This window comes from Gammaproteobacteria bacterium (assembly GCA_013817245.1).
Classification (GTDB): Bacteria; Pseudomonadota; Gammaproteobacteria; order HTCC5015; family HTCC5015; genus JACDDA01.
This window is the reverse complement of sequence record JACDDA010000005.1, coordinates 138,658-162,692: the sequence shown is the minus strand read 5'-3', so window position 1 is coordinate 162,692 and position 24,035 is coordinate 138,658. Positions and strand designations below refer to the sequence as shown.

General features: G+C 44.3%; 21 protein-coding genes. 5 read left to right on the top strand and 16 right to left on the bottom strand.

Annotated elements, in window-relative coordinates; translation table 11 throughout:
- Positions 1 to 40 precede the first annotated feature (40 nt).
- Together mfd and H0W44_07975 are read left to right on the top strand one after the other, a co-directional pair.
- Positions 41 to 3,502: a transcription-repair coupling factor gene (gene mfd / locus H0W44_07980; GenBank protein ID MBA3582369.1), complete on the top strand. Its 3,462-nt coding sequence runs from the start codon at positions 41 to 43 to the stop codon at positions 3,500 to 3,502.
- Complete coding sequence (locus H0W44_07975) at positions 3,502 to 4,212, top strand: peptidoglycan binding protein CsiV (GenBank protein MBA3582368.1); 711 nt, start codon at positions 3,502 to 3,504, stop codon at positions 4,210 to 4,212. The genes mfd and H0W44_07975 overlap by 1 nt, the downstream gene beginning before the upstream one ends.
- A 6-nt stretch (positions 4,213 to 4,218) precedes the next feature.
- On the opposite strand, the gene H0W44_07970 is transcribed toward H0W44_07975, so the two are convergent.
- From H0W44_07970 to rnhB, 14 genes are all read right to left on the bottom strand, one after another.
- On the bottom strand, positions 4,219 to 4,890 hold the full coding sequence (locus H0W44_07970; GenBank protein MBA3582367.1) for a hypothetical protein: 672 nt from the start codon (positions 4,888 to 4,890) through the stop codon (positions 4,219 to 4,221).
- A 64-nt stretch (positions 4,891 to 4,954) separates the two neighbouring features.
- Positions 4,955 to 5,701 (bottom strand): S-methyl-5'-thioinosine phosphorylase, encoded by a 747-nt coding sequence (locus H0W44_07965; protein ID MBA3582366.1) that lies wholly within the window; start codon positions 5,699 to 5,701, stop codon positions 4,955 to 4,957.
- A gap of 19 nt (positions 5,702 to 5,720) precedes the next feature.
- Positions 5,721 to 6,272: a hypoxanthine-guanine phosphoribosyltransferase gene (locus tag H0W44_07960; GenBank protein MBA3582365.1), complete on the bottom strand. Its 552-nt coding sequence runs from the start codon at positions 6,270 to 6,272 to the stop codon at positions 5,721 to 5,723.
- Positions 6,273 to 6,294: 22 nt separating this feature from the next.
- Complete coding sequence (gene nagZ / locus H0W44_07955; GenBank protein MBA3582364.1) at positions 6,295 to 7,344, bottom strand: beta-N-acetylhexosaminidase; 1,050 nt, start codon at positions 7,342 to 7,344, stop codon at positions 6,295 to 6,297.
- 34 nt (positions 7,345 to 7,378) lie between these two features.
- Positions 7,379 to 7,855 carry a 2-C-methyl-D-erythritol 2,4-cyclodiphosphate synthase gene (ispF, locus tag H0W44_07950; protein MBA3582363.1) on the bottom strand — a complete coding sequence of 159 codons (477 nt, stop codon included), beginning with the start codon at positions 7,853 to 7,855 and terminating at the stop codon, positions 7,379 to 7,381.
- Complete coding sequence (gene ispD, locus H0W44_07945) at positions 7,852 to 8,553, bottom strand: 2-C-methyl-D-erythritol 4-phosphate cytidylyltransferase (GenBank protein MBA3582362.1); 702 nt, start codon at positions 8,551 to 8,553, stop codon at positions 7,852 to 7,854. Before ispD ends, ispF begins: the two co-directional genes overlap by 4 nt.
- Before the next feature lie 11 nt (positions 8,554 to 8,564).
- Positions 8,565 to 8,948, bottom strand: coding sequence for a cell division protein FtsB (gene ftsB, locus H0W44_07940; GenBank protein ID MBA3582361.1), 384 nt, complete (start codon positions 8,946 to 8,948; stop codon positions 8,565 to 8,567).
- Positions 8,949 to 8,989: 41 nt separating this feature from the next.
- A complete protein-coding gene (gene eno / locus H0W44_07935; protein ID MBA3582360.1) occupies positions 8,990 to 10,273 on the bottom strand; it encodes a phosphopyruvate hydratase in 1,284 nt (427 codons plus the stop codon).
- 67 nt (positions 10,274 to 10,340) lie between these two features.
- The gene (kdsA, locus tag H0W44_07930; GenBank protein ID MBA3582359.1) at positions 10,341 to 11,174 is read right to left on the bottom strand and encodes a 3-deoxy-8-phosphooctulonate synthase; all 834 of its coding nucleotides are present in this window, start codon (positions 11,172 to 11,174) and stop codon (positions 10,341 to 10,343) included.
- Between the two features lie 29 nt (positions 11,175 to 11,203).
- Positions 11,204 to 12,853, bottom strand: a complete 1,650-nt coding sequence (locus tag H0W44_07925; protein ID MBA3582358.1) for a CTP synthase — start codon at positions 12,851 to 12,853, stop codon at positions 11,204 to 11,206.
- A gap of 82 nt (positions 12,854 to 12,935) precedes the next feature.
- Complete coding sequence (gene tilS / locus H0W44_07920) at positions 12,936 to 14,198, bottom strand: tRNA lysidine(34) synthetase TilS (GenBank protein MBA3582357.1); 1,263 nt, start codon at positions 14,196 to 14,198, stop codon at positions 12,936 to 12,938.
- A gap of 107 nt (positions 14,199 to 14,305) precedes the next feature.
- On the bottom strand, positions 14,306 to 15,265 hold the full coding sequence (gene accA, locus H0W44_07915; GenBank protein MBA3582356.1) for an acetyl-CoA carboxylase carboxyl transferase subunit alpha: 960 nt from the start codon (positions 15,263 to 15,265) through the stop codon (positions 14,306 to 14,308).
- 69 nt (positions 15,266 to 15,334) lie between these two features.
- The gene (gene dnaE, locus H0W44_07910; GenBank protein ID MBA3582355.1) at positions 15,335 to 18,871 is read right to left on the bottom strand and encodes a DNA polymerase III subunit alpha; all 3,537 of its coding nucleotides are present in this window, start codon (positions 18,869 to 18,871) and stop codon (positions 15,335 to 15,337) included.
- Positions 18,872 to 18,919: 48 nt separating this feature from the next.
- Positions 18,920 to 19,609, bottom strand: a complete 690-nt coding sequence (rnhB, locus tag H0W44_07905) for a ribonuclease HII (GenBank protein MBA3582354.1) — start codon at positions 19,607 to 19,609, stop codon at positions 18,920 to 18,922.
- On the opposite strand from rnhB, the gene H0W44_07900 reads away from it, so the two are divergent.
- Genes H0W44_07900 through lpxB form a run of 3 tightly spaced genes read left to right on the top strand, consistent with a single transcriptional unit; the run spans position 19,596 to position 22,796 of the window.
- Positions 19,596 to 20,546: a Gfo/Idh/MocA family oxidoreductase gene (locus tag H0W44_07900; protein MBA3582353.1), complete on the top strand. Its 951-nt coding sequence runs from the start codon at positions 19,596 to 19,598 to the stop codon at positions 20,544 to 20,546. The genes rnhB and H0W44_07900 overlap by 14 nt on opposite strands.
- Positions 20,547 to 20,554: 8 nt before the next feature.
- Entirely contained in the window at positions 20,555 to 21,646 is a 1,092-nt protein-coding gene (locus tag H0W44_07895) for a DegT/DnrJ/EryC1/StrS family aminotransferase (protein MBA3582352.1), read from the top strand.
- A gap of 10 nt (positions 21,647 to 21,656) precedes the next feature.
- Positions 21,657 to 22,796: a lipid-A-disaccharide synthase gene (gene lpxB / locus H0W44_07890; GenBank protein MBA3582351.1), complete on the top strand. Its 1,140-nt coding sequence runs from the start codon at positions 21,657 to 21,659 to the stop codon at positions 22,794 to 22,796.
- Positions 22,797 to 22,813: 17 nt separating this feature from the next.
- On the opposite strand, the gene H0W44_07885 is transcribed toward lpxB, so the two are convergent.
- Entirely contained in the window at positions 22,814 to 23,248 is a 435-nt protein-coding gene (locus H0W44_07885; protein ID MBA3582350.1) for an acyl-CoA thioesterase, read from the bottom strand.
- Between the two features lie 25 nt (positions 23,249 to 23,273).
- Complete coding sequence (locus H0W44_07880) at positions 23,274 to 24,011, bottom strand: glutaminyl-peptide cyclotransferase (protein MBA3582349.1); 738 nt, start codon at positions 24,009 to 24,011, stop codon at positions 23,274 to 23,276.
- Positions 24,012 to 24,035 lie beyond the last annotated feature (24 nt).

Genomic DNA, 24,035 nt, shown 5'->3' with positions numbered 1-24,035 from the left:
ATACTGCGCTCCCATAACTTTTAACTCGCTGAATTAAAGCATGTCCGCATTATTTCGTTTACCGGATCTACCACGCGCACCTGGTAAACAGATCGTGCTGGGGCAGCTTTATGGCGATGCTTATAGCCTTGCGATTGCAGATATCGCCAAACAAGCGCAACGATTATGCGTCGTGATTGCCGACGATGTGCAACATGCACATAAACTCGAATTAAGTTTGCGATTTTTCCTACAAGACAGCGACATTCCTTTATTACATTTTCCCGATTGGGAAACTTTACCTTACGATCATTTCTCACCTCATCAAGATATTGTTTCCGAACGTTTGCGCAGTCTTTATCAATTACCACAGATGCAACACGGCATTTTAGTGGTATCGGCTGCAAGTTTAATGCAACGTTTAGCACCGGCCTCTTTTATTCAAGGTCATGTATTTTCATTACAACAAAACCAACACATCAAACCAGAAATTTTACGCGCACAATTAATTGCAGCAGGCTATCAAGCCGTTTCGCAAGTATTAGAACACGGTGAATTTAGCGTGCGTGGTTCATTGATCGATTTATTTCCAATGGGCAGTCACACGCCGTTTCGCATCGATTTTTTAGATGATGATATCGACAGTATTCGCACCTTTGATCCCAATACGCAGCGTTCAGAAACCACTTGCGACAGCATTCAATTATTACCCGCACATGAATTTCCACTTAACGACAGTGGCATCAGCGAGTTTCGCCAAACTTACCGCAATCGCTTCGAAGGTAATCCACAAGCCAATCCCATTTATCGCGACATTAGCGATGGCCACGCCGCGGCGGGCAGCGAATATTATTTACCCCTTTTCTTTAAATCATTAGCCACGCTCTTCGATTATTTTCCGGCCAATACTTTATTAATTACCGAATCGCAAATTGAACATAATGCAGCGCAATTTTGGCAAGAAATTGCTGAACGTTATGATCAATATGGTCATGACATCGAACGACCATTATTAAAACCTGATGAATTATATATAGACCCCAGCAGCATCGAGGCGCATTTACAAAACTACCCTCGTATTCATATTCAAACTTTTGAACCCATTGATCGCGGTGCCACAAGTTTTGCTTTGCAAAGTCAGCATCCACCGGCGGTGTTATTCGATCGCCGTGCAGAACGCCCTAGTGAAAAACTTCAAACATTTTTGCAGCAATTTAAGGGTCGGTGTTTATTCGTTTGCGAATCAGCCGGTAGACGAGAATCACTTTTAGAGTGGTTGCACAGCCTGCAATTATTTCCAAAACGCGCAGACAACTGGCAAGACTTTTTACACAGCGACGCTCGCATTGCGATCACGTTAGGGCCGTTGGAAGAAGGCTTATTATTAAATGATTGCGCCATTATTACTGAACCGCAGTTATACGGCGAACGCGCTCAACAACGGCGACGACGTTTAGCGCGACAACGGCGTGACGCTGATGCGATTATTACCAATCTTACTGATTTAAGTATTGGTGCGCCCGTTGTTCACGAAGAACATGGTGTCGGTCGTTATTTAGGTTTACAAAGTTTTCCGATCGCAGGCATCACCACCGAATTTTTAACATTAGAGTATGCCGACGGAGATCGCATTTATGTACCCGTTGCCTCGCTGTACTTAATTAGTCGCTACACCGGTGCATCACCGGAAAATGCACCATTGCATCGCTTAGGCAGCGATCAATGGCAAAAAATAAAACGTAAAGCAGCAAAACGCATTCGTGATATCGCGGCAGAATTATTAGACTTGCACGCACGCCGCGCCGCGCGTCAAGGTTTTGCCTTCCAACCGCGCGAAGATGAAATGAGCGCATTTGCGGCGCAATTTCCGTTTGAAGAAACACCCGACCAACAAACCGCTATTGACGCGGTGATTGGCGATATGATTTCTGGAAAACCGATGGATCGCGTCATTTGTGGCGATGTTGGTTTTGGTAAAACGGAAGTAGCAATGCGCGCCACTTTCACCGCATTACAAGATCAAAAACAAGTGGCAATCTTGGTACCCACTACGCTGCTGGCGCAACAACACTTCCAAAATTTCCGCGATCGTTTCGCTGACTGGCCAGTACGCATTGAATGTTTATCGCGTTTTGGCACAGCTAAAGAAGAAGCTGAGGTTTTAAAATCCTTAGCAGCAGGAACAGTTGATGTCGTTATCGGTACGCATAAACTCATTCAAAATGGTATTGCTTTTAAAGACTTAGGACTTGTCATTATTGACGAAGAACATCGTTTTGGTGTGCAACACAAAGAACGTTTAAAAGCGTTGCGCGCTGAAGTCGACGTATTAACGTTAACCGCAACACCCATTCCACGTACTTTAAATATGGCAATGGCCGGTTTACGTGACTTATCGATTATTGCTACGCCACCCCAAAAACGTCTCGCGATTAAAACATTTGTCAGTGAATGGCAAGACAGCCTAATCAGCGAAGCGTGTCAACGCGAACTAAAACGCGGCGGTCAAATTTATTTTGTGCATAACGAAGTTAAAAGTATTGAACGTGAAGCGGTAAAGCTCAATGAGTTATTGCCCGAAGCCCGCATTGGTATCGCGCACGGCCAGATGTCAGAACGCGAACTTGAAAAAGTAATGCTAGATTTTTATCATCAGCGATGCAATTTATTGTTATGCACCACCATTATCGAAAGCGGTATCGATGTGCCTAGTGCCAATACCATCATTATTAATCGCGCCGATAAATTTGGCCTTGCGCAATTACACCAAATGCGCGGGCGCGTCGGGCGTTCTCATCATCGTGCGTATGCTTACTTACTCACGCCTCCTGCTAATGTGATGACTGCAGATGCCAAAAAACGTCTAGAAGCTATCGAATCATTAGAAGATTTAGGTGCAGGCTTTACGTTAGCCGCGCATGATTTAGAAATTCGTGGCGCAGGCGAACTATTAGGCCAAGAACAAAGCGGTCAAATTGAAGAAATCGGTTACACGTTATATATCGACATGTTAGAACGCGCCGTCGCATCTTTAAAAAGCGGCAAAGAACCTAACTTAGAGGGTCCCGCGCGCATTCATAGCGAAATTGATTTAGGCGTGACAGCGCTAATTCCCGACACCTATGTGCCTGACGTCCATTTACGTTTAGTTATTTACAAACGTATTGCCAGCGCGGATTCGAACGAAATGTTACGCGAGCTAAAAATTGAAATGATAGATCGATTTGGCTTGCTGCCGGAAGCTACGCAAAATCTATTTGCTATTACAGAATTGCGCTTGAAACTGAGCGTCATCGGCGTACGCGAAATTAAAGCAAACGCAGAAGCGGGTTATATCTTATTCGATGAAAAGCCGAATATTCACCCCGACAGACTCATTAAGCTAATTCAGCTACAATCCAAAATATTCAAATTTAATGGCAAGACTAAATTAAATTTCCAAAAGACCACCAACGACATTCATAGTCGTATTGAATTTATAGAAACCACCCTTTTGCCTTTACACAATCAGGAAGCCGCCTAATGTCTATTCGATTATTATTTATTGTTAGCGGATTATTATTCAATTTATGCGGGACAGCATTCGCACAAACTAACGAGCCAGCAACAACGCGTTGGTATGAAGTAGAAGTTGTCGTGTTTCGTCAAAATCTTATGGATGGCATTAAAGCTGAACACTGGACGCCAAACTGGACTACGCCCGATTTAAAGAATGCCGTCGATTTAGACAATATAACCGGCAATAAACGCGATTTAATTCGCAAAGTAAGCGCCGGCAGAAAATTGGGCGGTGTCGCCGCAAGACTAAATAAATCTGGTCGTTATGTAGTGCTTAATCACAGCGCCTGGCAACAAAAAGGCTTGTCTAAAGATCAAACGTTTCCGATTATGATTAATGGCGGCGGCGTACGTAATGGTAATTATTTTAATGCCGCAACAAGCAATAATGGTAACGGACAAGAACCTATTAAAACCGCCGAACTGCTCGGTACCGTCACCGTCGTATTAAGTCGTTATCTGCATGTGTATACGAATTTTTTATTAACCGAAGCGGTGAACATACAACAAATAAATTCACAAACTGGTAGTCAGATGTTAAGCATAGAACCCGCTGCACAAAGTACAACCCTATTTGGATTCAATAACCAACAACATCGGCGTATGCGCAGCAGTGAAATCCATCATATCGACCACCCTTTGATCGGTGTGACGATTATTATTACGCCTTTATAAATATTGCTAAAATTCGAATTCAACAAAGGCGCTGACAAAATCTGATTCTAGCGATGTGGTCGTATGATAATATTCATAAAAATCATCTACAGGATCAAGAGTATCGTCCTTTACACCAATTGCAAAGTAAGTCTCTGTACCATTGCCATATTTGCTGTAGTCTATTCTGGTGTATCTTGCACCAAACGATACGTGCGGAATTAAATTTAAGCGGACTTCAGCCAAACTACCGCTTGCATTATCAAATTCGTCATCATCGCCTGTCTCTATAGAATAATAAAAGTCAGTATATGGCTTCAAATGATAAGTAAAGCCAGCACCGAATTCCACAATTTTCCATTTATAACTTAATACAAAATCTAAAGGAATCGCCTTAAATTCATAATCGAAAGATTGCCCAGACTCCGTTATTGAGAATGTATTGTACTTATAACCCGCTGCCATTCGAAAAACCCATGGGCTGCGATTGGTAAACTTCATCCCTACCATTGCAAATTGACCATCACCAAAATTGATTTCATCAGAAAACTCAGGGAATATATTATTGCTTTCTTTACCTTGCGCTGTGCCGCCTTGAATAAAAAAGTGCTGTTCTTCGCCTGCAGCATAAACACCAGGCGATAAAAAACTACCGATGCTTAGTAAAGTAACAATGATATGTTTTTGAAAATTGGTCATATTGGTTCTCCCACCCTATTAATTCGATGATTCGCGAGCCTATTCTTTATTTCAAGTCTTAATGTTAAACCGTTTTTAGCACGGTCGGCAAAACCTGCACTATCGCCAAAGCATCAGTTTGTACTTTAGCAATATACTCATGTGCTTGATCCAAAATATTGCCCTGCATTTTTCCTGCCGCCCAATTGACGACTAAAGCCAAGCAAGCATACGGCAAACCCATTTCACGGGCTAGACCTGCTTCGGGCATACCAGTCATGCCGACCAAATCACAACCATCGCGTTCTAGTCTACGAATTTCAGCGGCAGTTTCTAATCGTGGGCCTTGCGTCACACCATACACGCCACCATCAACTACCGTCACACCGACACTTTTGCAGGCATCTAATAATAATTTTCGCGCAGAACCTGCATAAGGTTCGGTGAATTCAATGTGTTTATCCATCGTGAAATCGCGGTAATACAAACTGTGATCACGCCCATAACTGTAATCAATTAACTGGTCTGGCACTACAATCGCGCCGGGCATCATCGATGAGGTAATACCACCTACGGATGCCACGCCGATCACGACATCGACTTCCAGCATTTTTAACGCAGCGACATTCGCTTGATAATTAATTAAATGCGGTGGAATATTATGTTCTTGGCCGTGTCGATTTAAAAAGACTAATTCCACACCGTTTAACTCACCAATGATTAAAGGCGCAGAAGGAATGCCGTAATGCGTTTCAAATAAATCTTCACGGCGGTTTTTTAAGCCGCTGATTTTTTCGAGCGCACTGCCGCCAATAATTCCAATTCGTTTCATAAATGCTTAAACCTTTTAATTATTCAGCAGCGGCATATACCGCATTAAGATTGCGGTGATAACCTTTGTAATCCATACCGCAACCAAACACATAACGGTCGGGTAATTCCAAACCGATATAATCAACATCCAAACCCGCAACACGGCGCGCATGATTTTTCCATGTCAATGTTGCCACGCGCAAACTGGCAGGTTGCTCAGCTCGACAATCAGTCAAAATTGATTTCAAGGTGTAGCCTTCGTCTAAAATATCATCAACAATTAAAACATGTCGATGATGTAAAGAGGTATGCGGCCGCTGGATCCACTGCACTTCTTTGCCGCTAGTTTCACCGCGATACCGGGTGGCGTGCAAGTAATCAAACTCTACGGGTAAGGTAAAACGCTTCATCAGTTCTGCGCTAAAATAAACGCCACCGCTCATAACACAAATCAATAACAAGCTGGTATCCGCCGGCGTTTCTGCCGCAATGAGTTGCGCAGCTTTGCTAATAGAAGCTTGAATTTCAGCTTCGGTATAAATAACTTCAGCTTGTTTTAATATGTGACTGGCTTCACGTGGTGTAATCATAGTTAATCTCGCTTCCAAAAAATTACACAGCTAATTCAAAATTAGGATCATTTAATAATTGTTGCGCCCACTTGGTGGCTGCTTGCCAACGCGTAGACTTGTGAAGCGCGGTATTATTTAACGCTTTGGGTCTGCCATGTAAACGAATCAAACGCCACTGCGCGACAGGATTTTCATAATCCTTTAAGGCGCGCAATACTTGCATAGCTGCTTCAGGATGATTGCAGACCAACACCATGTCGCAACCGGCATCTAAAGCCAGATGCGCACGTTCACCATAGCTATTGCCTAAATCTGCGCCATCCATACTTAAGTCATCACTAAAAATGACACCGTCAAATCCTAATTCACGACGCAATATATCTTGCAACCAAAATTTAGAATAACCCGCGGGTAATGGATCAATCGATTCATACACTACATGCGCAGGCATAATACCTGCTAAACCATAATGGACTAAGCGCTCAAACGGAATCATATCGCTTAAACGTAAATCATTTAAATCACGCTTATCAACCGGCTTAGCAACATGCGAATCTTCTTTAACGCCACCATGGCCTGGGAAATGTTTACCGGTCGCGGCCATACCTGCTTCACGCATACCCATAATAAAACGATGTGCTATCGTCGCAACAATTTCTGGATGTTTATGAAATGAACGATCACCAATTACGCCAGACATCCCGTGATGCAAATCTAACACCGGTGCAAAACTAATATCCACACCCACTGCACGCAATTCTGCCGCCATTAACCAACCTAATTCTTGCGCTACATCTAAAGCTAGTTTTTTATCACGATCGTATAAAGCGCCCAACTCCGCCATGGCTGGAATTTCCGTAAAGCCATCACGAAAACGTTGCACACGCCCACCTTCATGATCCACCGCTACAATTAAACGCGGATTGCGCAAAGCATGCAATTCATCCAACAACGCTTGCAACTGGGCTAGCGATTCATAATTACGTGAAAATAAAATTACGCCACCCGTTTGCGGATGCAATAACATTTCACGTTCTGCTGGTGTAATAGTTGTACCAACCAAATCCAGCATTACAGGACCTAAAGACATATTTCCACCTTTCACTAAATGAATTAATTAATAATTAGCCTGCCAACAACACCACAGCATGCACAGCGATGCCTTCTTCACGACCGGCAAAACCCAAACCTTCAGTAGTCGTCGCTTTGACATTTATTTGCTCAATAGCAACCGACAAAACATCTGCAATATTTTTGCGCATAAGATCAATATGTGGCGCCATTTTTGGTTGTTGCGCAATAATGGTAATGTCTGCATTATTCAAATAAAAACCTACGTGCGTGACTTTTTTATAAACATTTTGTAACAATATTTTACTATCGGCGTTTTTATATTGTGGATCACTATCAGGAAAATGTCGGCCGATATCACCCAAAGCCAGGGCCCCTAACAATGCGTCACATAAGGCATGCAACACTACATCGCCATCAGAATGTGCTATTAACGTTTTTTTATGCGGAATGTATACACCACCTAAAACAATCTGCGCACCTTCACCAAAAGCGTGTACGTCATAACCATGACCAATGCGCAATTTCATAGCGATAACACCTGCTGTTGTAAAATAAATGCAGCCAAAGAACGGTCTTGCGGATGCGTAACTTTAATATTATCCACGGCACCGGCAACCAATAATGGCTTGCTGCCCTGCCATTCAATCGCCTGCGCTTCATCAGTGGGCATGCGTTGTGCGTTGATTGCATTGGTTAATGCATCTAATAAGAATTTTGCTGGAAAATATTGCGGCGTTAGCGCGCGCCATAAATGACTGCGATCGGTTGTACCCATACTATACCCATCAGCATCACTGGCTTTAACGGTATCACTCATAGGACTAGCCAATAAACCACCCACTGCTTTTTTAGCATGCACTTGTTCACGCAAATTAACGATGTCACTCACTCGCACGCAAGGTCGCGCAGCATCATGCACTAATACCCACGCAGTCGGCTCAAGCGCAACAACTGCGCGCACTGCATTATAAACCGACACGCAACGCTCATGACCGCCGACCGTAGTTTCAATACGTGAATGTGTTGGTTTTGAAATTGCAGACCAATAATCATCAGCCGCGGCTAACGCGATCATCATGCCTTGAACGTGCGGCACCGATGCCATGCGTGTCAAGGTTAAACTTAATAAAGTGTCATCGCCTATAGTGAGATATTGTTTAGGTTTTTCTGCACCCATACGACTGCCACTACCTGCCGCAGGAATTACTATCCAACAAGCAGGCATTAAAGACGGCATTAAGGCGTAGCCTCTTGCGAATTTTCTGGTAAATTTTCAACTGCGTCTTTGGCAGCCTCTTGCGCCCGCATAATATTTTGCGTCTCTGTATCTTTCGGTTCAGGCTGCGGTCTATCGTCAATGATTTGAATGAAGGTTTCGTTATCTTTAATCATGCCCAAATCTTCGCGCGCACGTTCTTCCGCTGCGCCTAAACCTTTTTTTAAATCATTTACTTCTGCTTGCAATGATTGATTACGCTCTTCAGCTTTGGTGATTCCAGATTTTTTTATATCGATCTCGTTATGCAAACGATGCACATCACGAATCCCGCCATCTGCTATCCATAAGCGATACTGCAAAGCGAGCAAGATCACAATTAATAAACCAACAATCCAACGCATAAACTCAAAGCGGGTATCTTTCGATACCCGCCCCGTGTCAGTTAAATTTTCTGCCGAAAAGCAGAGCGCCCGGCGTAGCGCGCATTACTGCCCAACGCTTCTTCGATGCGCAATAGTTGATTGTATTTAGCAATTCGATCGGAACGCGACATCGAGCCCGTTTTAATTTGTCCCGTACTTGCTGCCACTGCTAAATCTGCAATCGTCGTATCTTCTGTTTCACCGGAGCGATGCGATGCTACCGAGGTATAACCGGCTTTATGCGCTAAACGAATGGCGTCTAAGGTTTCGGTCAAAGTACCAATTTGATTTACTTTAATTAAAATGGAATTAGCGACACCTTGGTCAATGCCTTGTTGCAAAATTTTGCTATTAGTCACGAATAAATCATCGCCTACCAATTGCACGGTGGCGCCTATTTTTTGGGTAAGCAATTTCCAACCGGCCCAATCATTTTGATCCATGCCGTCTTCAATGCTAATGATCGGATATTGTTTTGCCCACGCTGCCAAGTAATCGACAAAACCTTCGGAGCTAAATGATTTACCTTCTGATTCCAAATGATATTGGCCATTTTTATAAAACTCAGAACTCGCCACATCTAAACCCAGCGCAACATCTTTACCGGCTTTATAACCGGCTTGTTCGATTGCTTTGAGAATGACTTCGACAGCTTCTTCATTCGACGATAAATCAGGCGCGAAACCACCTTCATCACCCACCGCAGTAGAATAACCTTTAGCTTTTAATACTGATTTTAAGGCGTGAAAAATTTCACCACCGCAACGTAAAGCTTCACTAAAACTACTCACGCCAATCGGCAAAACCATAAACTCTTGCATGTCGACGCTATTATCAGCATGTGCACCACCGTTGATAATATTCATCATCGGCACTGGCAATAAATTACTGTTCTTGTCGCCTAAGTATTGATACAAAGGCAAACCTTTTTCACGCGCTGCTGCATGTGCAACTGCCATTGATACCGCTAAAATGGCATTCGCACCTAAACGACTTTTATTTTCGGTGCCGTCCAACGCAATCATAATGCCATCGATGTCTGCTTGCGCAGTGACATCTTTACCAATCAACGCTTTTTGAATTTCGGTGTTAATATTATTTACTGCTTTGCTTACACCTTTGCCTAACCAACGCGATTTATCACCATCTCGTAATTCGACGGCTTCGCGTTCACCCGTTGATGCGCCTGATGGCACTGCTGCACGGCCTACGACACCGTTACTTAAAATAACATCGGCTTCAACAGTGGGATTACCGCGTGAATCAATAATCTGGCGGGCTTTAATGGATTTGATCTCAGACATGAGCGCATGTACTCCTAAACGATCGTAAAAATATTATTTAATTTAAATGGGGGTTGAATTGAATTAACTACAAAGAATTTTCAGAAAAGGCTTGTTGCTTAACGGCATCATCTAATTGCTTTAAGACCGTTAATAATTCACGCATTAAATGTAAGGGCCACGCATTCGGTCCATCACTAAATGCATTTGCAGGATCAGGATGCGTTTCCATAAACAAACCAGCAACACCGACGGCAATAGCAGCGCGCGCTAACACGGGTACAAACTCACGCTGACCACCCGATGCGCCGCCTTGCCCACCCGGTAATTGCACAGAATGTGTCGCATCGAACACCACCGGACACTGCGTATCACGCATCACTGCAAGTGAACGCATATCAGATACTAAGTTGTTATAACCAAATGAAGCGCCACGTTCACAGACCATGATTTTATCATTGCCGACTGCACGCGCTTTTTCTACTACGTGTTTCATATCCCACGGCGACAAAAACTGACCTTTTTTAATATTAACTGGAATGCCAGCAGCGGCTACCCGTTGAATGTAATTTGTTTGTCTACACAAAAACGCAGGCGTTTGCAAAACATCAACTACTGCCGCCACTTCATTGATCGGCGTGTCTTCATGCACATCCGTTAATACCGGCACACCGACGGTTTTTTTTACTTTTTCTAAAATTGCTAAACCTTTTTCTAAACCAACACCGCGTGGTGTGTTATGCGAAGAGCGATTCGCTTTATCAAAAGAGGATTTATAAATAAACGGGATGCCTAATTCACTGGTTAAAGCTTTTAATTCAGTGGCAGTACGCAACGCCAATTCTTCAGACTCAATCGCGCAAGGTCCCGCGATTAAAAAAAAGGGTTGACGTAAGCCAACCTTAAATCCGCATAAATCCATGATCGCTGTTTCGGATATTTTATTAGACATTAACCAGGTCCTCTGCGTTTTTGGCGTGTATTTTGATAGGCCAAAGCGGCGGCCACAAATCCGGTAAATAACGGATGACCATCACGCGGCGTAGAGGTAAATTCCGGATGAAACTGACAACCAATAAACCATGGGTGATTTGGCAGCTCTACTACTTCTACCAAATTTTCATCGGCCGAAGCACCCGAAAATTGCATCCCGGCTTTTTCTAATATTTCGCGATAGTTATTATTAAATTCATAACGATGACGATGACGCTCACTAATTTTATCGGCGCCATAAATAGCACGAATTTTTGAATTAGCTTTTAACACACAGGTTTGTGCACCTAAGCGCATACTGCCGCCTAAATCCGAATTAGTACTGCGCTGTTCTTTACGACCATCCCCCGTTTGCCATTCCGTAATTAAACCAATAACAGGATGCGGAGTTTCATAATTAAACTCCGTAGAATGTGCATTAGCTAAATTCGCACAATGACGTGCATATTCAATCACCGCTACTTGCATACCTAAACAAATACCTAAATAAGGAATTTGATTTTCGCGCGCGTATTTAACGGCCAGAATTTTACCTTCCGTGCCACGTTCACCAAAACCGCCAGGCACTAAAATTGCGTCGGCATTTACAAACTCACTCGCATCACCAGCCACTAAGCTTTCCGCATCTACATAGCGAATATGGACTTGGCAACGATTATGAATGCCCGCATGAATTAATGATTCATTTAATGATTTATAAGAATCCGTAAAATCAACGTACTTACCTACCATCACTACAGTGACTTCACCTTGTGGATTACGCAGCGCATCTACCACGGCATCCCATTCGTGCAAGTCGGCCGGTTTCGCCGTTAAGCGCAAACGATTGATCACGATGTCATCTAAATGTTGTTCGTGTAAACGACGTGGCAATTGATAAATATGCGCGACGTTTTCGCAAGAAATTACCGCACGTTCTTCAACATTGGTAAACAACGCGATTTTGCGGCGTTCGTCGTCTGGCAACGGAGCATCAGAACGACATAACAAAACATCAGGTTGAATACCAATAGAACGTAATTCTTTTACGGAATGCTGCGTAGGTTTGGTTTTAATTTCACCGGCCGCCGCAATATAAGGCACTAAGGTCAGATGGATATAAAGAACATTATCACGACCTAATTCAAAACCCATTTGGCGAATAGCTTCAAGAAACGGTAACGATTCAATATCGCCAACCGTACCACCGACTTCCACCAACGCAATGTCTGCACCGACTGCGCCTTCGCGCATTAAGCGTTTGATTTCATCGGTGATATGCGGAATGACTTGCACAGTACTGCCTAGATAATCACCGCGGCGTTCTTTTTGCAGCACATTGGCGTAAACCCGGCCGGTGGTGAAGTTACTTTTTTTGCTGGTTTTGCGGCGAATGAAGCGTTCGTAATGACCTAAGTCCATGTCGGTCTCAGCGCCATCTTCTGTTACATACACTTCGCCGTGTTGGAATGGGCTCATAGTGCCCGGATCGACGTTGATATAAGGATCCAACTTGATCATGGAAATGGTTAAACCGCGCGCTTCCAAAATAGCGGCCAGCGACGCAGAAGCGATGCCTTTCCCTAAGGAAGACACTACGCCACCGGTAACAAATACATATTGAGTCATAAGCTGAGGGGTCACATTAGGCCATGCCGTGCACGGCATAATGTGCCGGAATACTACCGAAATGTGACGCTTCCCTCAATCGCTAATTAGGCCATTCGCCAATTAAAGGCGGACTCATTCCCCAAACAGCCACTAAAGTTTGTTGATGGAACAACAACAGGAGTTGATCGCGTTGCCAAGGTGGAATTTGCCGGGTTTGCAGCAGTTTTTTCAAACTATGACGATGAGCATGCCCCTGCAAGTGAATTCGCTCACCGCCTTGGCGTTGCGCGACTTGCAGCTGCTGAATCTCCGGCGGAATACGTAAACCTGCTGCCAATAAATCTTCGCGACGCAGCACGCGACCCTCACCGAGCGGCCAATTTTCTTGTAACTGCCAAATGCCAAACGGTGCTTCGCTCATCGCCGCATTCGCATCGGCGACTAAATGTTGTTGGTAACGTCGAATGCGGCCGCCACGCCAGTTAATTTCAATTTGTCGATCGCTAGCGGCATCCAGTTGTTGTAATAAGCTCGCTAACTGCGCATGTCCGGGTACCGCGAGCTGCGCTTGCTGCAACCAATAACGCAACACATTGCGTTGCCGCGGCTCATTCAACTGCTGCAAAGGCGCTATCGCCAACCCTTGTTCGCTTAATAAGGTCGATAAATCCTGCGCGGCTAACTCATTTAACAAACTATCAGCCTCCGCCATCCATTGCGCACTACGCGCTACGCTCGTCGCGGCGCTAGGCCAACGCGCGGTGAATAACGGCCAAACTTGATGGCGTACATAATTACGATCAAAGCGCAGCGCGCTATTGCTGTCATCTTCAACCCACGACACATTCAACTGTTGCGCATAACGCTGCAAGTCCGCACGCGCTTGCGTCAGCAAAGGTCGCAGCAAATACCCTTTGGCAAACTGACTCTGCGCCGCCATCGCGGCTAAACCCGCAGGTCCACTGCCGCGCAACAATTGCAGCAACACCGTTTCCGCCTGATCTTCTAAATGATGCGCGGTTAATAAGGCTTCATGGGTTTGGAGTAAATGTGCAAATGCCGCGTAACGCGCCTCTCGTGCTTGCGCTTCTACGCTTTCACCGCTGAGCAGATTCAAATTCACCCGCTGCACAACACACTCAATCCCTAACAACTGCGCTTGTTGCTGACAATGCTGCGCCCAATCATCCGCATGTTGCGATAAACCATGATGAATATGGATAGCGCGCAACGGCGTTAAGCCCAATTGCACGCAAGCATGCAGTAACACAGTGGAATCCAAGCCACCGCTATAGGCGACGCAATACGCTTGCGCAGGCGTGTTTTGCAAAAAGACGCGTAAATGATCGACGCTAAAGGTCATAAGAAATATCGCTGAGAATTATCACTGCGGCACGCGAGTTTAAGGTGCTCAAACTCGCGTAACGTAAGCATTAGCGGAATGCTAAGTGCTTAACTGAGATTAATAATTTAATTTTGAGTAAAGGCGCCATTACCCATTAATTTTTTATAACGCTGCGCCAGTAGTTCTTCCGTGCTCAAAGCCTGCAATTTTTTCAAACTGCGCAGCAAACTGGTTTTTACACTTTCAGCAATCGCATCCATATCACGGTGTGCGCCGCCTAATGGTTCATCAATCACTTCATCAATCAATTTCAATTCGCGTAAACGCATGGAGGTAATACCCATCGCCGCCGCTGCATCCGGTGCTTTGCTCGCACTTTTCCATAAAATAGATGCGCAACCTTCGGGCGAAATCACTGAATACGTCGCGTATTGCAACATCGCGACATGATCGCCAACCCCAATCGCTAAAGCACCGCCCGAACCACCTTCACCAATTACCGTGCAAATGATGGGGACTTTTAATTCAGCCATAATAAATAAATTGCGCGCAATCGCTTCACTTTGTCCACGCTCTTCTGCATCAATGCCCGGATACGCACCTGGCGTATCAATAAACGTAATCAGGGGCAAACCAAAACGCTCAGCGGTTTTCATCAAACGCATGGCTTTGCGATAACCTTCAGGACGTGGCATACCAAAATTGCGGCGCAGTTTTTCTTTGGTATCACGGCCTTTTTGCTGGCCAATCAACATGACGGGCTGACCGTCTAAACGCGCCAAGCCGCCGACGATAGCAATATCATCCGCAAACATACGATCGCCATGCAATTCCTGAAAATCCGTAAAAATACGACTTAAATAGTCCAAGGTGTAAGGTCGCAGCGGATGGCGCGACACTTGTGAAATTTGATACGGGCCTAAATTTGCATAAATAGACTTAGTTAAGGTCTCACATTTAGTCTGCAATTCACCCACTTGGCTTTTAATATCGATTTTTGCGTCGGTGCCCATGTCACGCAGTTCTGAGATTTTCGCCTCTAATTCGGCAATAGGCTGTTCGAATTCTAGATAATTGGGGTTTATAGCCATTTCAATACTCCTAAGCGGGGCAATCTTAACCCAAGCATGCCCACAGAATCCATTCCCTAATGTTTAATAAACCAACTGGACATATTCATCGCCCAACCACTGTTTTAAACGCATGACTAACTGCTCACGCGGCTGCACCCGCCATTGCTCATCCAAAACCAAGCGTCCACTGGCGCGCGCATTACGATATTCGATCCACACTAAACAACCGGCGACTCGTTGACCGGGTTTAACGCCCGTTGTAGCCGCAGCAGGTGTCACGCGAAACGGTTGCAACGCTTCATTTAATTCTCGAATAAAACCATTACCGCCTTTGGTTTCATCAATCGTTAACGTAATCGCTTTTACTAATGTTTCGCGCGCGCTATCCATATCGTATAACTTACGCACACGCACCCGAAAACCGCCATTAAAATCATCAGGTGATAAAGCACCTTCAATGACTAAAACTTTATCTTTAACAATAACATTTGCATAACGCTGAAAATCATCTGCACTAATCACCGCTTCAACGCGATCACTGCGATCATCAATCGTTAGGAAACCCATTTTGCCGCTGCGCGTATTTTTTGCGCGTATCGCAGTGACTAAACCTGCGATGACAACATCCGCGCTATTAAAACTGCGCTCGCCATAAGACATCCGACTTTCTAATGATTCAATATGTTCGCGTATGCGTTTACCGGCAATATGTTTTAACTCCGCTTGATATTGCTCAATCGGATGTCCCGTTAAATACAAACCCAACACTTCTTTTTCTGCGGCTAAGCGTTGCAACTCTTCCCATTCATCGGCAACTTGCCATTCCAATTTACGCGCAGCGGCTTGCGGCGCTAACATTTCACCAAAAATATCCGTTTGACCCGTATCTTGATTGCGTTGATCTTGTTCGGCTAATTTTAACGCATGCGGCAAATTCAACATTAAGCTCGCGCGACTTTTGCCTAATGAATCCAACGCGCCGCCTTTGATCAAAGCTTCAAAGCTACGCTTATTTAATTTTTGCGTATCAATGCGTGCACAAAAATCATACAAATCATTAAACACACCGCGCTGCTCACGTTCATAGACAATATTATCCGTCGCGCCTTCACCCAAACCTTTAATCGCACCTAAGCCATAAATAATTTGATTATCTTTATCGGTGGTAAAACGATAATAAGAACGATTGATATCAGGCGGCACTACTTTTAATTTCATCTGCTGACATTCATCAATCAAGCGCACAACTTTATCTGTGTTATCCATATCGGCCGATAACACCGAGGCCATAAATTCGGCAGGATAATGCGCTTTTAACCACGCGGTTTGATACGACACTAAAGCATACGCAGCAGAGTGCGATTTGTTAAAACCGTAACCCGCGAATTTTTCCATTAAGTCAAAAATATAATTCGCGGTTTGCTCATTTACATTATTGGCGCGCGCACCGTTCAAAAACATTTCGCGCTGCTGCGCCATTTCTTCGGGTTTCTTTTTACCCATGGCGCGCCGTAATAAATCGGCATCACCTAAACTGTAGCCTGACAAAATTTGCGCAATCTGCATCACTTGTTCTTGATACAGAATGACGCCATAAGTGGGTCGCAAAATAGGTTCTAATAAAGGATGCGGATAATTACTTTTAGCGCGGCCATGTTTGCAATCAACAAAATCATCCACCATGCCCGACTGCAAAGGGCCGGGGCGAAACAAGGCCACTAAGGCAATAATTTCTTCAAATATATCTGGCTGCAAGCGGCCAATTAAATCTTTCATACCGCGTGATTCAAGCTGAAACACCGCGGTAGTCGATTGGCGTTTTAATAACTCAAAAGTGGCACTGTCTTCGAGCGGAATTTGCGTAATATCAATAATCGCCTGGCCGGCTTGCGCCAATTCACGATTAATGGCTTTTACCGCCCAATCAATAATCGTTAAGGTGCGTAAACCTAAAAAGTCGAACTTGACTAAGCCGATGCTTTCAACATCATCTTTATCTAACTGCGTAACTAAACTTTGACCATCAGCTTCACAATACAGCGGTGTAAAATCCGTTAGCTTAGACGGAGCAATCACTACACCACCCGCGTGTTTACCCGCGTTACGCACTAAACCTTCTAATGATCTAGCGGTATCTAATAATTCACGCACATCCTCTTCTGTCTCATAGAGCTTGCGTAAATCGTCTGAATCTTCCATCGCTTTTTCAAGCGTCATACCAATTTCAAAAGGAATTAATTTAGCGATGTTATCTACAAAACCATACGGATAACCCAGCACTCGGCCTACATCGCGCACCACCGCTTTAGCCGCCATGGTACCGAAAGTAATAATTTGCGAAACTTTATCGCGGCCATATTTTTGTGCGACATAATCAATTACGCGGTCGCGACCTTCCATACAAAAGTCGACGTCAAAGTCGGGTAGCGATACACGTTCTGGATTTAAGAAACGCTCAAACAACAAATCATATTGCAGCGGATCTAAATCAGTAATGCCTAAAGCATACGCAACCAACGAACCCGCACCGGAACCACGACCTGGGCCTACCGGTACATCATTATGTTTTGCCCATTGAATAAAATCGGCAACGATTAAAAAATAACTAGGAAAACCCATTTGAATAATAACGCCGATTTCACGTTCTAAACGCGCTTGATAAATAGCAAGACGTTCATCGTTCCAAATGCCTTTCTTTTGTAGTTGCGCTAATCGTTGCGCAAGTCCTATTTGTGATTGCGTCGCAAAATAACTATCAATCGTATCGCCCGCAGGCACCGGAAAATTCGGCAAAAACGATTCGCCCAAACGTAAAGTCACGTTGCAACGCTTAGCAATCTCCCACGTGTTTTCTATCGCTTCGGGAATATCGGCAAACAATGCGTACATCTCTTCACTGCTACGCAAATATTGCTGGTCGCTGTAACGTTTAGGACGACGCGGATCATCCAGTGTGCGTCCATCATTAATACAAACGCGCACTTCATGTGCTTCAAAATCATCTTTCTGTAAAAACCGTACATCATTAGTTGCCACTACAGGTACGTATAACTCTTCAGCCAAACTCACGGCTAAGGTGTTATACACGTCTTCGTATTCGCGGCCGGTACGCTGTAACTCTAAATAAAAACGTCCGGGGAAAATGCCTAACCAATGATGTAAACGCTCGCGCGCTAATTCAGGTTTGTTATTTAAAATAGCGCGACCAACATCACCTTCGCGGCCACCCGATAAAGCAATTAAACCGCTGTTATAAGTATTCAACCATTCTTTATTAATGAATACGCGCCCGGCTTGTTGATTTTCTAAATAACTGCGTGAAACTAATTCCGTTAAGTTGCGATAGCCTTCCGCGTTCTGACATAACAATAATAAACGGGTAGGTTCTTCGCTTGCTTGTTCGCGTACCAATACATCCACGCCTAAAATCGGTTTCACGCCCGCCGCTTGTGCGGCTTTATAAAATCTCACCAACGCAAACCAATTACCTTGATCCGTCAGCGCTACCGCGGGCATGCCCGCTGCTGCGGCCGCTTTCATTAGCGGTTTGATGCGCACGACGCCGTCCACCAACGAAAATTCAGTGTGCAGGCTTAAATGAATAAAAGGACTTTTCATAGTTTGCTAGTGTCCAGGCTCAAGCGCCGTCTTTCAAGCTTGACCAGTTTAAAAACCGGTCGGCTGGTTCAACAATAATTCACGTACGGGTCGAAAACTCCGTCGATGCACGCTACTGGGTCCATGTTCGCGCAAGCGTTGCATATGCGCGGCAGTGGGATAACCCTTGTGCTGATTAAAAGCGTATTGGGGAAATTGTTCATGCAAACCCAACATATACGCGTCACGTACCGTTTTTGCCAAAATCGACGCCGCGCTGATCGCGGCTACTTTACTATCACCTTTAACAATCGCTTCTACCGAGTACGGCAAAATCGGCGCGCGATTACCATCTACTTGCACATGGGTAGGCTGAATCTTCAACGCCAATACCGCACGCTGCATCGCCAATAAACTGGCTTGCAAAATATTAATCTGGTCAATTTCTTCCACTTCCGCAAACGCCACCGCATAAGCAAGCGCACGCTCCCGAATCAGCGGCGCCAACACGTCGCGCTGAGCTTCGGTGAGTTTTTTGGAATCCGCCAAACCAACAATGCCGTGATTCAGAGGCAAAATCACCGCCGCCGCGACCACCGGCCCCGCCAGCGGGCCACGCCCGGCTTCATCTACGCCAGCAATGAGCTGCTGAGTAGAATTTTCTAATAGATTCACTGAGTTAAGTCCCGCTGTGCGATAAAAATCCGTATACTTGCGCGCTGTTATTCTACGCTGTTTGCATGAAATGAAGCGACCCATTCGAACTGCCGTGATTGGTGTGGGCTACCTCGGTAAATTCCACGCCCAAAAATATGCCGCGCTGGCTAGCAGTGAACTCATTGCTGTGGTGGATCACAATTTAAGCCTCGCACAAGAAATTGCTGCGCCATTAAAAACGCGCGCAGTCCAAGACTATCGGGATATTCTCGAGCAAATTGATGCGGTCTCTATTGCGGTGCCCACACGATTGCATTATCAAATTGCAGCGGATTTATTACGCGCAGGCAAACACGTATTACTCGAAAAACCCATGACCGTTACGGTCGCCGAAGCCGATGAATTGATCGCGCTGGCGCAACAACATCACTGTGTATTGCAGATTGGTCATTTAGAACGTTTTAATCCTGCCATAGTAGGTCTGGATAAATTACTCACCAACCCTTTATTCATTGAAAGCCACCGACTGGCGCCGTTTAAATTACGCGCAACTGACGTCAATGTAATTTTAGATTTAATGATTCATGATATTGATATCATTTTAGATTTAGTGCGTTCTGATGTTATCGAGATCGCAGCCAGTGGCGCCAAAGTATTATCAAACTCAGTCGACATCGCAAACGCGCGTTTAACCTTTGCGAATGGTTGTGTGGCGAATGTCACCGCCAGTCGGGTTAGTTTAAAAACCGAACGCAAAATGCGCATCTTTCAAGACAACACCTATATTTCAGTAGACTTTCAAAATCGCGTACTCAGTCATCATTATCGTGGCACCGAAGAAACCAGCGAAGGCGTGCCTAAAATTGAAAGTGCAGAAACCGTGCATGAATCGGGTGATGCTTTATTAGCCGAAATAGAATCTTTTTTACATTGCATACAACATCAACAAGCGCCTTTAGTCAGCGGCAGCGATGGGCGCCGCGCGCTCGCCACTGCTATTCGTATCACTGAACTTATGAAAGCAAATTTACAACTATGAACATTCCAATGGTCGATTTAAAAGGTCAATATCTCAGCTTGAAACAAGAAATTGATCAAGCCGTACTCGATGTGCTCGCCAATTGTCATTATATTCTCGGCCCAAATGTACAAGCATTAGAAAAAGAAACCGCACATTATTTAAACGCGAAACATACTGTCACCTGCGCGAATGGTACCGACGCATTACATCTTGCATTACTGGCCGCCGGCATTGGCGCTGGCGATGAAGTCATCACTACTCCGTTTACTTTTATTGCAACCGCTGAAGCCATTTGTTATGTCGGCGCAACACCGGTATTTGTCGATATTGAAGCAGATACTTTTAATATCTCGGTGAACGCAATTGCAAAAGCCATTACTAAAAAAACCAAAGCCATTTTGCCCGTGCATTTATTTGGCCAACCGGCAAATTTAGCCGAAATTCAAAAACTAGCAGATGCACATAAATTATTAGTAATAGAAGATTGCGCACAATCATTTGGTGCCAGCATTAATAAACAACAAACCGGCTCTTTTGGCGCATTAGGCTGTTTTAGTTTTTTCCCGAGTAAAAATCTCGGCGGCTTTGGTGATGGCGGTTTAATCAGCACCAATGACGATCATTACGCGGAACGTTTATTACAACTGCGCAATCATGGTTCAAAAGTCCGTTATTACCACGACATTATTGGTTACAACAGTCGTTTAGATGAAATTCAAGCTGCCATCTTACGCGTCAAGCTCAAGCACATTGACAGTTACAATCAAAATCGTCGTCGCGTTGCACAACAATACACGCAACAACTGAATGACCTACCCCTGCGCGCACCGATTGAAGATGGTATTGGCGTACACATTTATCATCAATATACGACCTTATTAAACGATGCGAATAAACGCGCCGACGTTATGCAACATCTAACGCAACAAGGCATTGCTTGTGCCGTTTATTATCCAGTGCCATTGCATCAACAAAAAGCGTTTGCACAGGCGGGTTATGGCGCATTGCCTATCACGGAAGATGTAACATCCCGTTGCTTGTCATTACCCATTTTTCCCGAAATGACAGACGCACAAATTCAAATAGTTTGCCAAGCATTAAAAGATGCGCTTGCCTGAGGATATTCGTATGACTACCTCTGTCATGCTGGTTGCAGGTGAAACCTCAGGCGATCATCATGGCGCCGCACTCGCACAACGTTTACGGCAAACACGCCCTGACTTAAAAATATTTGGCATGGGCAGCCAACACATGCGCAGTGCTGATGTTGAGTTACTTGTGGATTGCAAAAACATTGCAGTGGTTGGTATTGTCGAAGTATTAGCGCACTGGAGTGAAATTCAAGCGGCCCTCAAAACCTTACGCAGCGCCTTAGCGAATCGCAAACCGGATTTATTAATCCTCATTGATTATCCCGAATTCAATTTGAAACTAGCCGAAGCAGCCAAAGCACTGGGCATAAAAGTTTTATTTTATATCAGCCCACAAATTTGGGCGTGGCGCTCTTATCGCGTTAAACGCATCGGCAAACTTGTCGACATGATGGCGGTAGTGTTTCCATTCGAAGTGAGTTTTTACCAACAAGCCGGCATACCCGTGCGCTTTGTTGGTCACCCTCTCGCACAAAGCGTAAAACCCAAACGCGCCATAGAAGATGCAAAAAAATATTTCGGTTTAAATTTAACATCTAAAACCGTGGCCTTAATGCCTGGCAGTCGTCGCGGCGAAATTAAACGCTTATTGCCGGTAATGCTTGATGCTGCCGCTATCCTGCAACAAGACATTCAAAATGTGCAATTCATTTTACCGATCGCACCGAACCTGGATCGTCACGCGATCCAACAACAAATAGACAGTCGCAAACTTACCATTACGCTTGTGGACAGCCACGAATTTTATGACGTCATTAATATTGCTGATGCCGCCATTACCGCTTCCGGTACCGCCACATTAGAAACTGCATTACTCGGCACGCCCATGGTTATTATTTATAAAGTTGCGCCATTGAGCTATAGCATTTTGCGTCACTTAATAAAAATCAAAAACATCGGTCTCGCCAATATCGTTGCCGAACGCACCGTAGTGCCCGAATTAATTCAAGACAACGCTAGCAGTGAAAATATTGCGCGCGAAATTCAATTAATGTTAATCGATGATCTTTATAACAAAAAATTACGTGACGACTTAGCTATCGTCAAAGAAAAACTCGGGCAAATTGATGGCACCGAAGGCATTAGTCAGCTGGCCTTAGAAATGCTGGAGCAATAATACTCCAGCAATAAACGCTATTTTAATAATATTTTATGTAGTGCTGCGGGGAAAACGGTTTTTTTGCCACTCGTCTTATCTACCCATTTCACTAAAGCCTCACCTTCTGCGGCAATTTTATTGGCTTTTTTACTATATACAGCATACTGCATAATCAATGCATCGTGCTGTTGTTCGCCGATACGCGCACCGATCAATAATTCGTCGGGGAAAATTAACGGGATTTTAAAGCGACATTGGGTTTCCGCTAAGACCGGCCAGATGTTTTCTTGATCAAATAATTCAAACGCGTTAATTTGCATAAAATAAGCGATGCGTGCATTTTCAAAATAACGAAAATAAACGGCGTTGTTAACGTGTTTAAATGCATCCATTTCTGACCAGTCCACGGTATGCGCAACCACGACAGGATATTCTTTTAAAAGATCCGGTTTGTTATTTGAATCAGTCATTATCCATATCTCTTATAGTCAATTATTATTTATCAGGAAATTTTACTTCTAATATCACTGGCCAGTATTTTCCCGTTATTAACCAGTGTTTGGATTTGCCAGCATAAGTAATTCCGTTAGCAATATCAATCTCGCTGCTTTTAGTGAGTTGGTTTATTAAATTCGCTAAGGAATAACGCTGCACCACCTCACCATTACGCGGATCAATTTTAACGATCCACGGTGTATTCCAGATATTGACGTAGATAAAGCCATCATGGCATTCTAGTTCGTTTAAATGATCAACGCTTTGAGCGTGTTCGGTAATTTTTCGACTATGCAAAAATTTGAAGCTTTCGGGCTGATACCAGCTTAAGGTATCGCTGCCGTTGCTCATTACCAGTGTGCCTCCATCAAAACACAGTCCCCAGCCTTCACCGGTATATTTAAACTGTTTCTTTAGACGCAGCGTATGTTTATCAAAAATAAAACCTTGTTGTTCTTTGTAACTAATGACGTATACATCATCGCCAACAAGGCTTAAACCTTCAGCAAAAATAGAATCAGGAAATTGATAACGCGCTAATGGCGCTATGTTGTTTATGTGTCGTTTAGTTAGCGAAGATGCGCCATACAAGCCACTGCTTTCATATAAATAATCACCTTCACGTTCGAAGCCTTGTGTAAAAAGTGCGGCATCGTGTGAATATTGTTTATTTGAGGTTAATTCAATAATGCGAGGGCTTAAAGCAGCCTGACAATAAGCAGGATTTAAAAAAAACATGAGACAAACAACGCCTAATAATAA

Excerpts from the sequence above, each read along its gene's own strand:
- mfd (MBA3582369.1), top strand. The coding sequence starts at position 41 with ATGTCCGCATTATTTCGTTTACCGGATCTACCACGCGCACCTGGTAAA.
- H0W44_07975 (MBA3582368.1), top strand. The coding sequence starts at position 3,502 with ATGTCTATTCGATTATTATTTATTGTTAGCGGATTATTATTCAATTTA.
- H0W44_07970 (MBA3582367.1), bottom strand. The coding sequence starts at position 4,890 with ATGACCAATTTTCAAAAACATATCATTGTTACTTTACTAAGCATCGGT.
- H0W44_07965 (MBA3582366.1), bottom strand. The coding sequence starts at position 5,701 with ATGAAACGAATTGGAATTATTGGCGGCAGTGCGCTCGAAAAAATCAGC.
- H0W44_07960 (MBA3582365.1), bottom strand. The coding sequence starts at position 6,272 with ATGATTACACCACGTGAAGCCAGTCACATATTAAAACAAGCTGAAGTT.
- nagZ (MBA3582364.1), bottom strand. The coding sequence starts at position 7,344 with ATGTCTTTAGGTCCTGTAATGCTGGATTTGGTTGGTACAACTATTACA.
- ispF (MBA3582363.1), bottom strand. The coding sequence starts at position 7,855 with ATGAAATTGCGCATTGGTCATGGTTATGACGTACACGCTTTTGGTGAA.
- ispD (MBA3582362.1), bottom strand. The coding sequence starts at position 8,553 with ATGCCTGCTTGTTGGATAGTAATTCCTGCGGCAGGTAGTGGCAGTCGT.
- ftsB (MBA3582361.1), bottom strand. The coding sequence starts at position 8,948 with ATGCGTTGGATTGTTGGTTTATTAATTGTGATCTTGCTCGCTTTGCAG.
- eno (MBA3582360.1), bottom strand. The coding sequence starts at position 10,273 with ATGTCTGAGATCAAATCCATTAAAGCCCGCCAGATTATTGATTCACGC.
- kdsA (MBA3582359.1), bottom strand. The coding sequence starts at position 11,174 with ATGGATTTATGCGGATTTAAGGTTGGCTTACGTCAACCCTTTTTTTTA.
- H0W44_07925 (MBA3582358.1), bottom strand. The coding sequence starts at position 12,853 with ATGACTCAATATGTATTTGTTACCGGTGGCGTAGTGTCTTCCTTAGGG.
- tilS (MBA3582357.1), bottom strand. The coding sequence starts at position 14,198 with ATGACCTTTAGCGTCGATCATTTACGCGTCTTTTTGCAAAACACGCCT.
- dnaE (MBA3582355.1), bottom strand. The coding sequence starts at position 18,871 with ATGAAAAGTCCTTTTATTCATTTAAGCCTGCACACTGAATTTTCGTTG.
- H0W44_07900 (MBA3582353.1), top strand. The coding sequence starts at position 19,596 with ATGAAGCGACCCATTCGAACTGCCGTGATTGGTGTGGGCTACCTCGGT.
- rnhB (MBA3582354.1), bottom strand. The coding sequence starts at position 19,609 with ATGGGTCGCTTCATTTCATGCAAACAGCGTAGAATAACAGCGCGCAAG.
- H0W44_07895 (MBA3582352.1), top strand. The coding sequence starts at position 20,555 with ATGGTCGATTTAAAAGGTCAATATCTCAGCTTGAAACAAGAAATTGAT.
- lpxB (MBA3582351.1), top strand. The coding sequence starts at position 21,657 with ATGACTACCTCTGTCATGCTGGTTGCAGGTGAAACCTCAGGCGATCAT.
- H0W44_07885 (MBA3582350.1), bottom strand. The coding sequence starts at position 23,248 with ATGACTGATTCAAATAACAAACCGGATCTTTTAAAAGAATATCCTGTC.
- H0W44_07880 (MBA3582349.1), bottom strand. The coding sequence starts at position 24,011 with ATGTTTTTTTTAAATCCTGCTTATTGTCAGGCTGCTTTAAGCCCTCGC.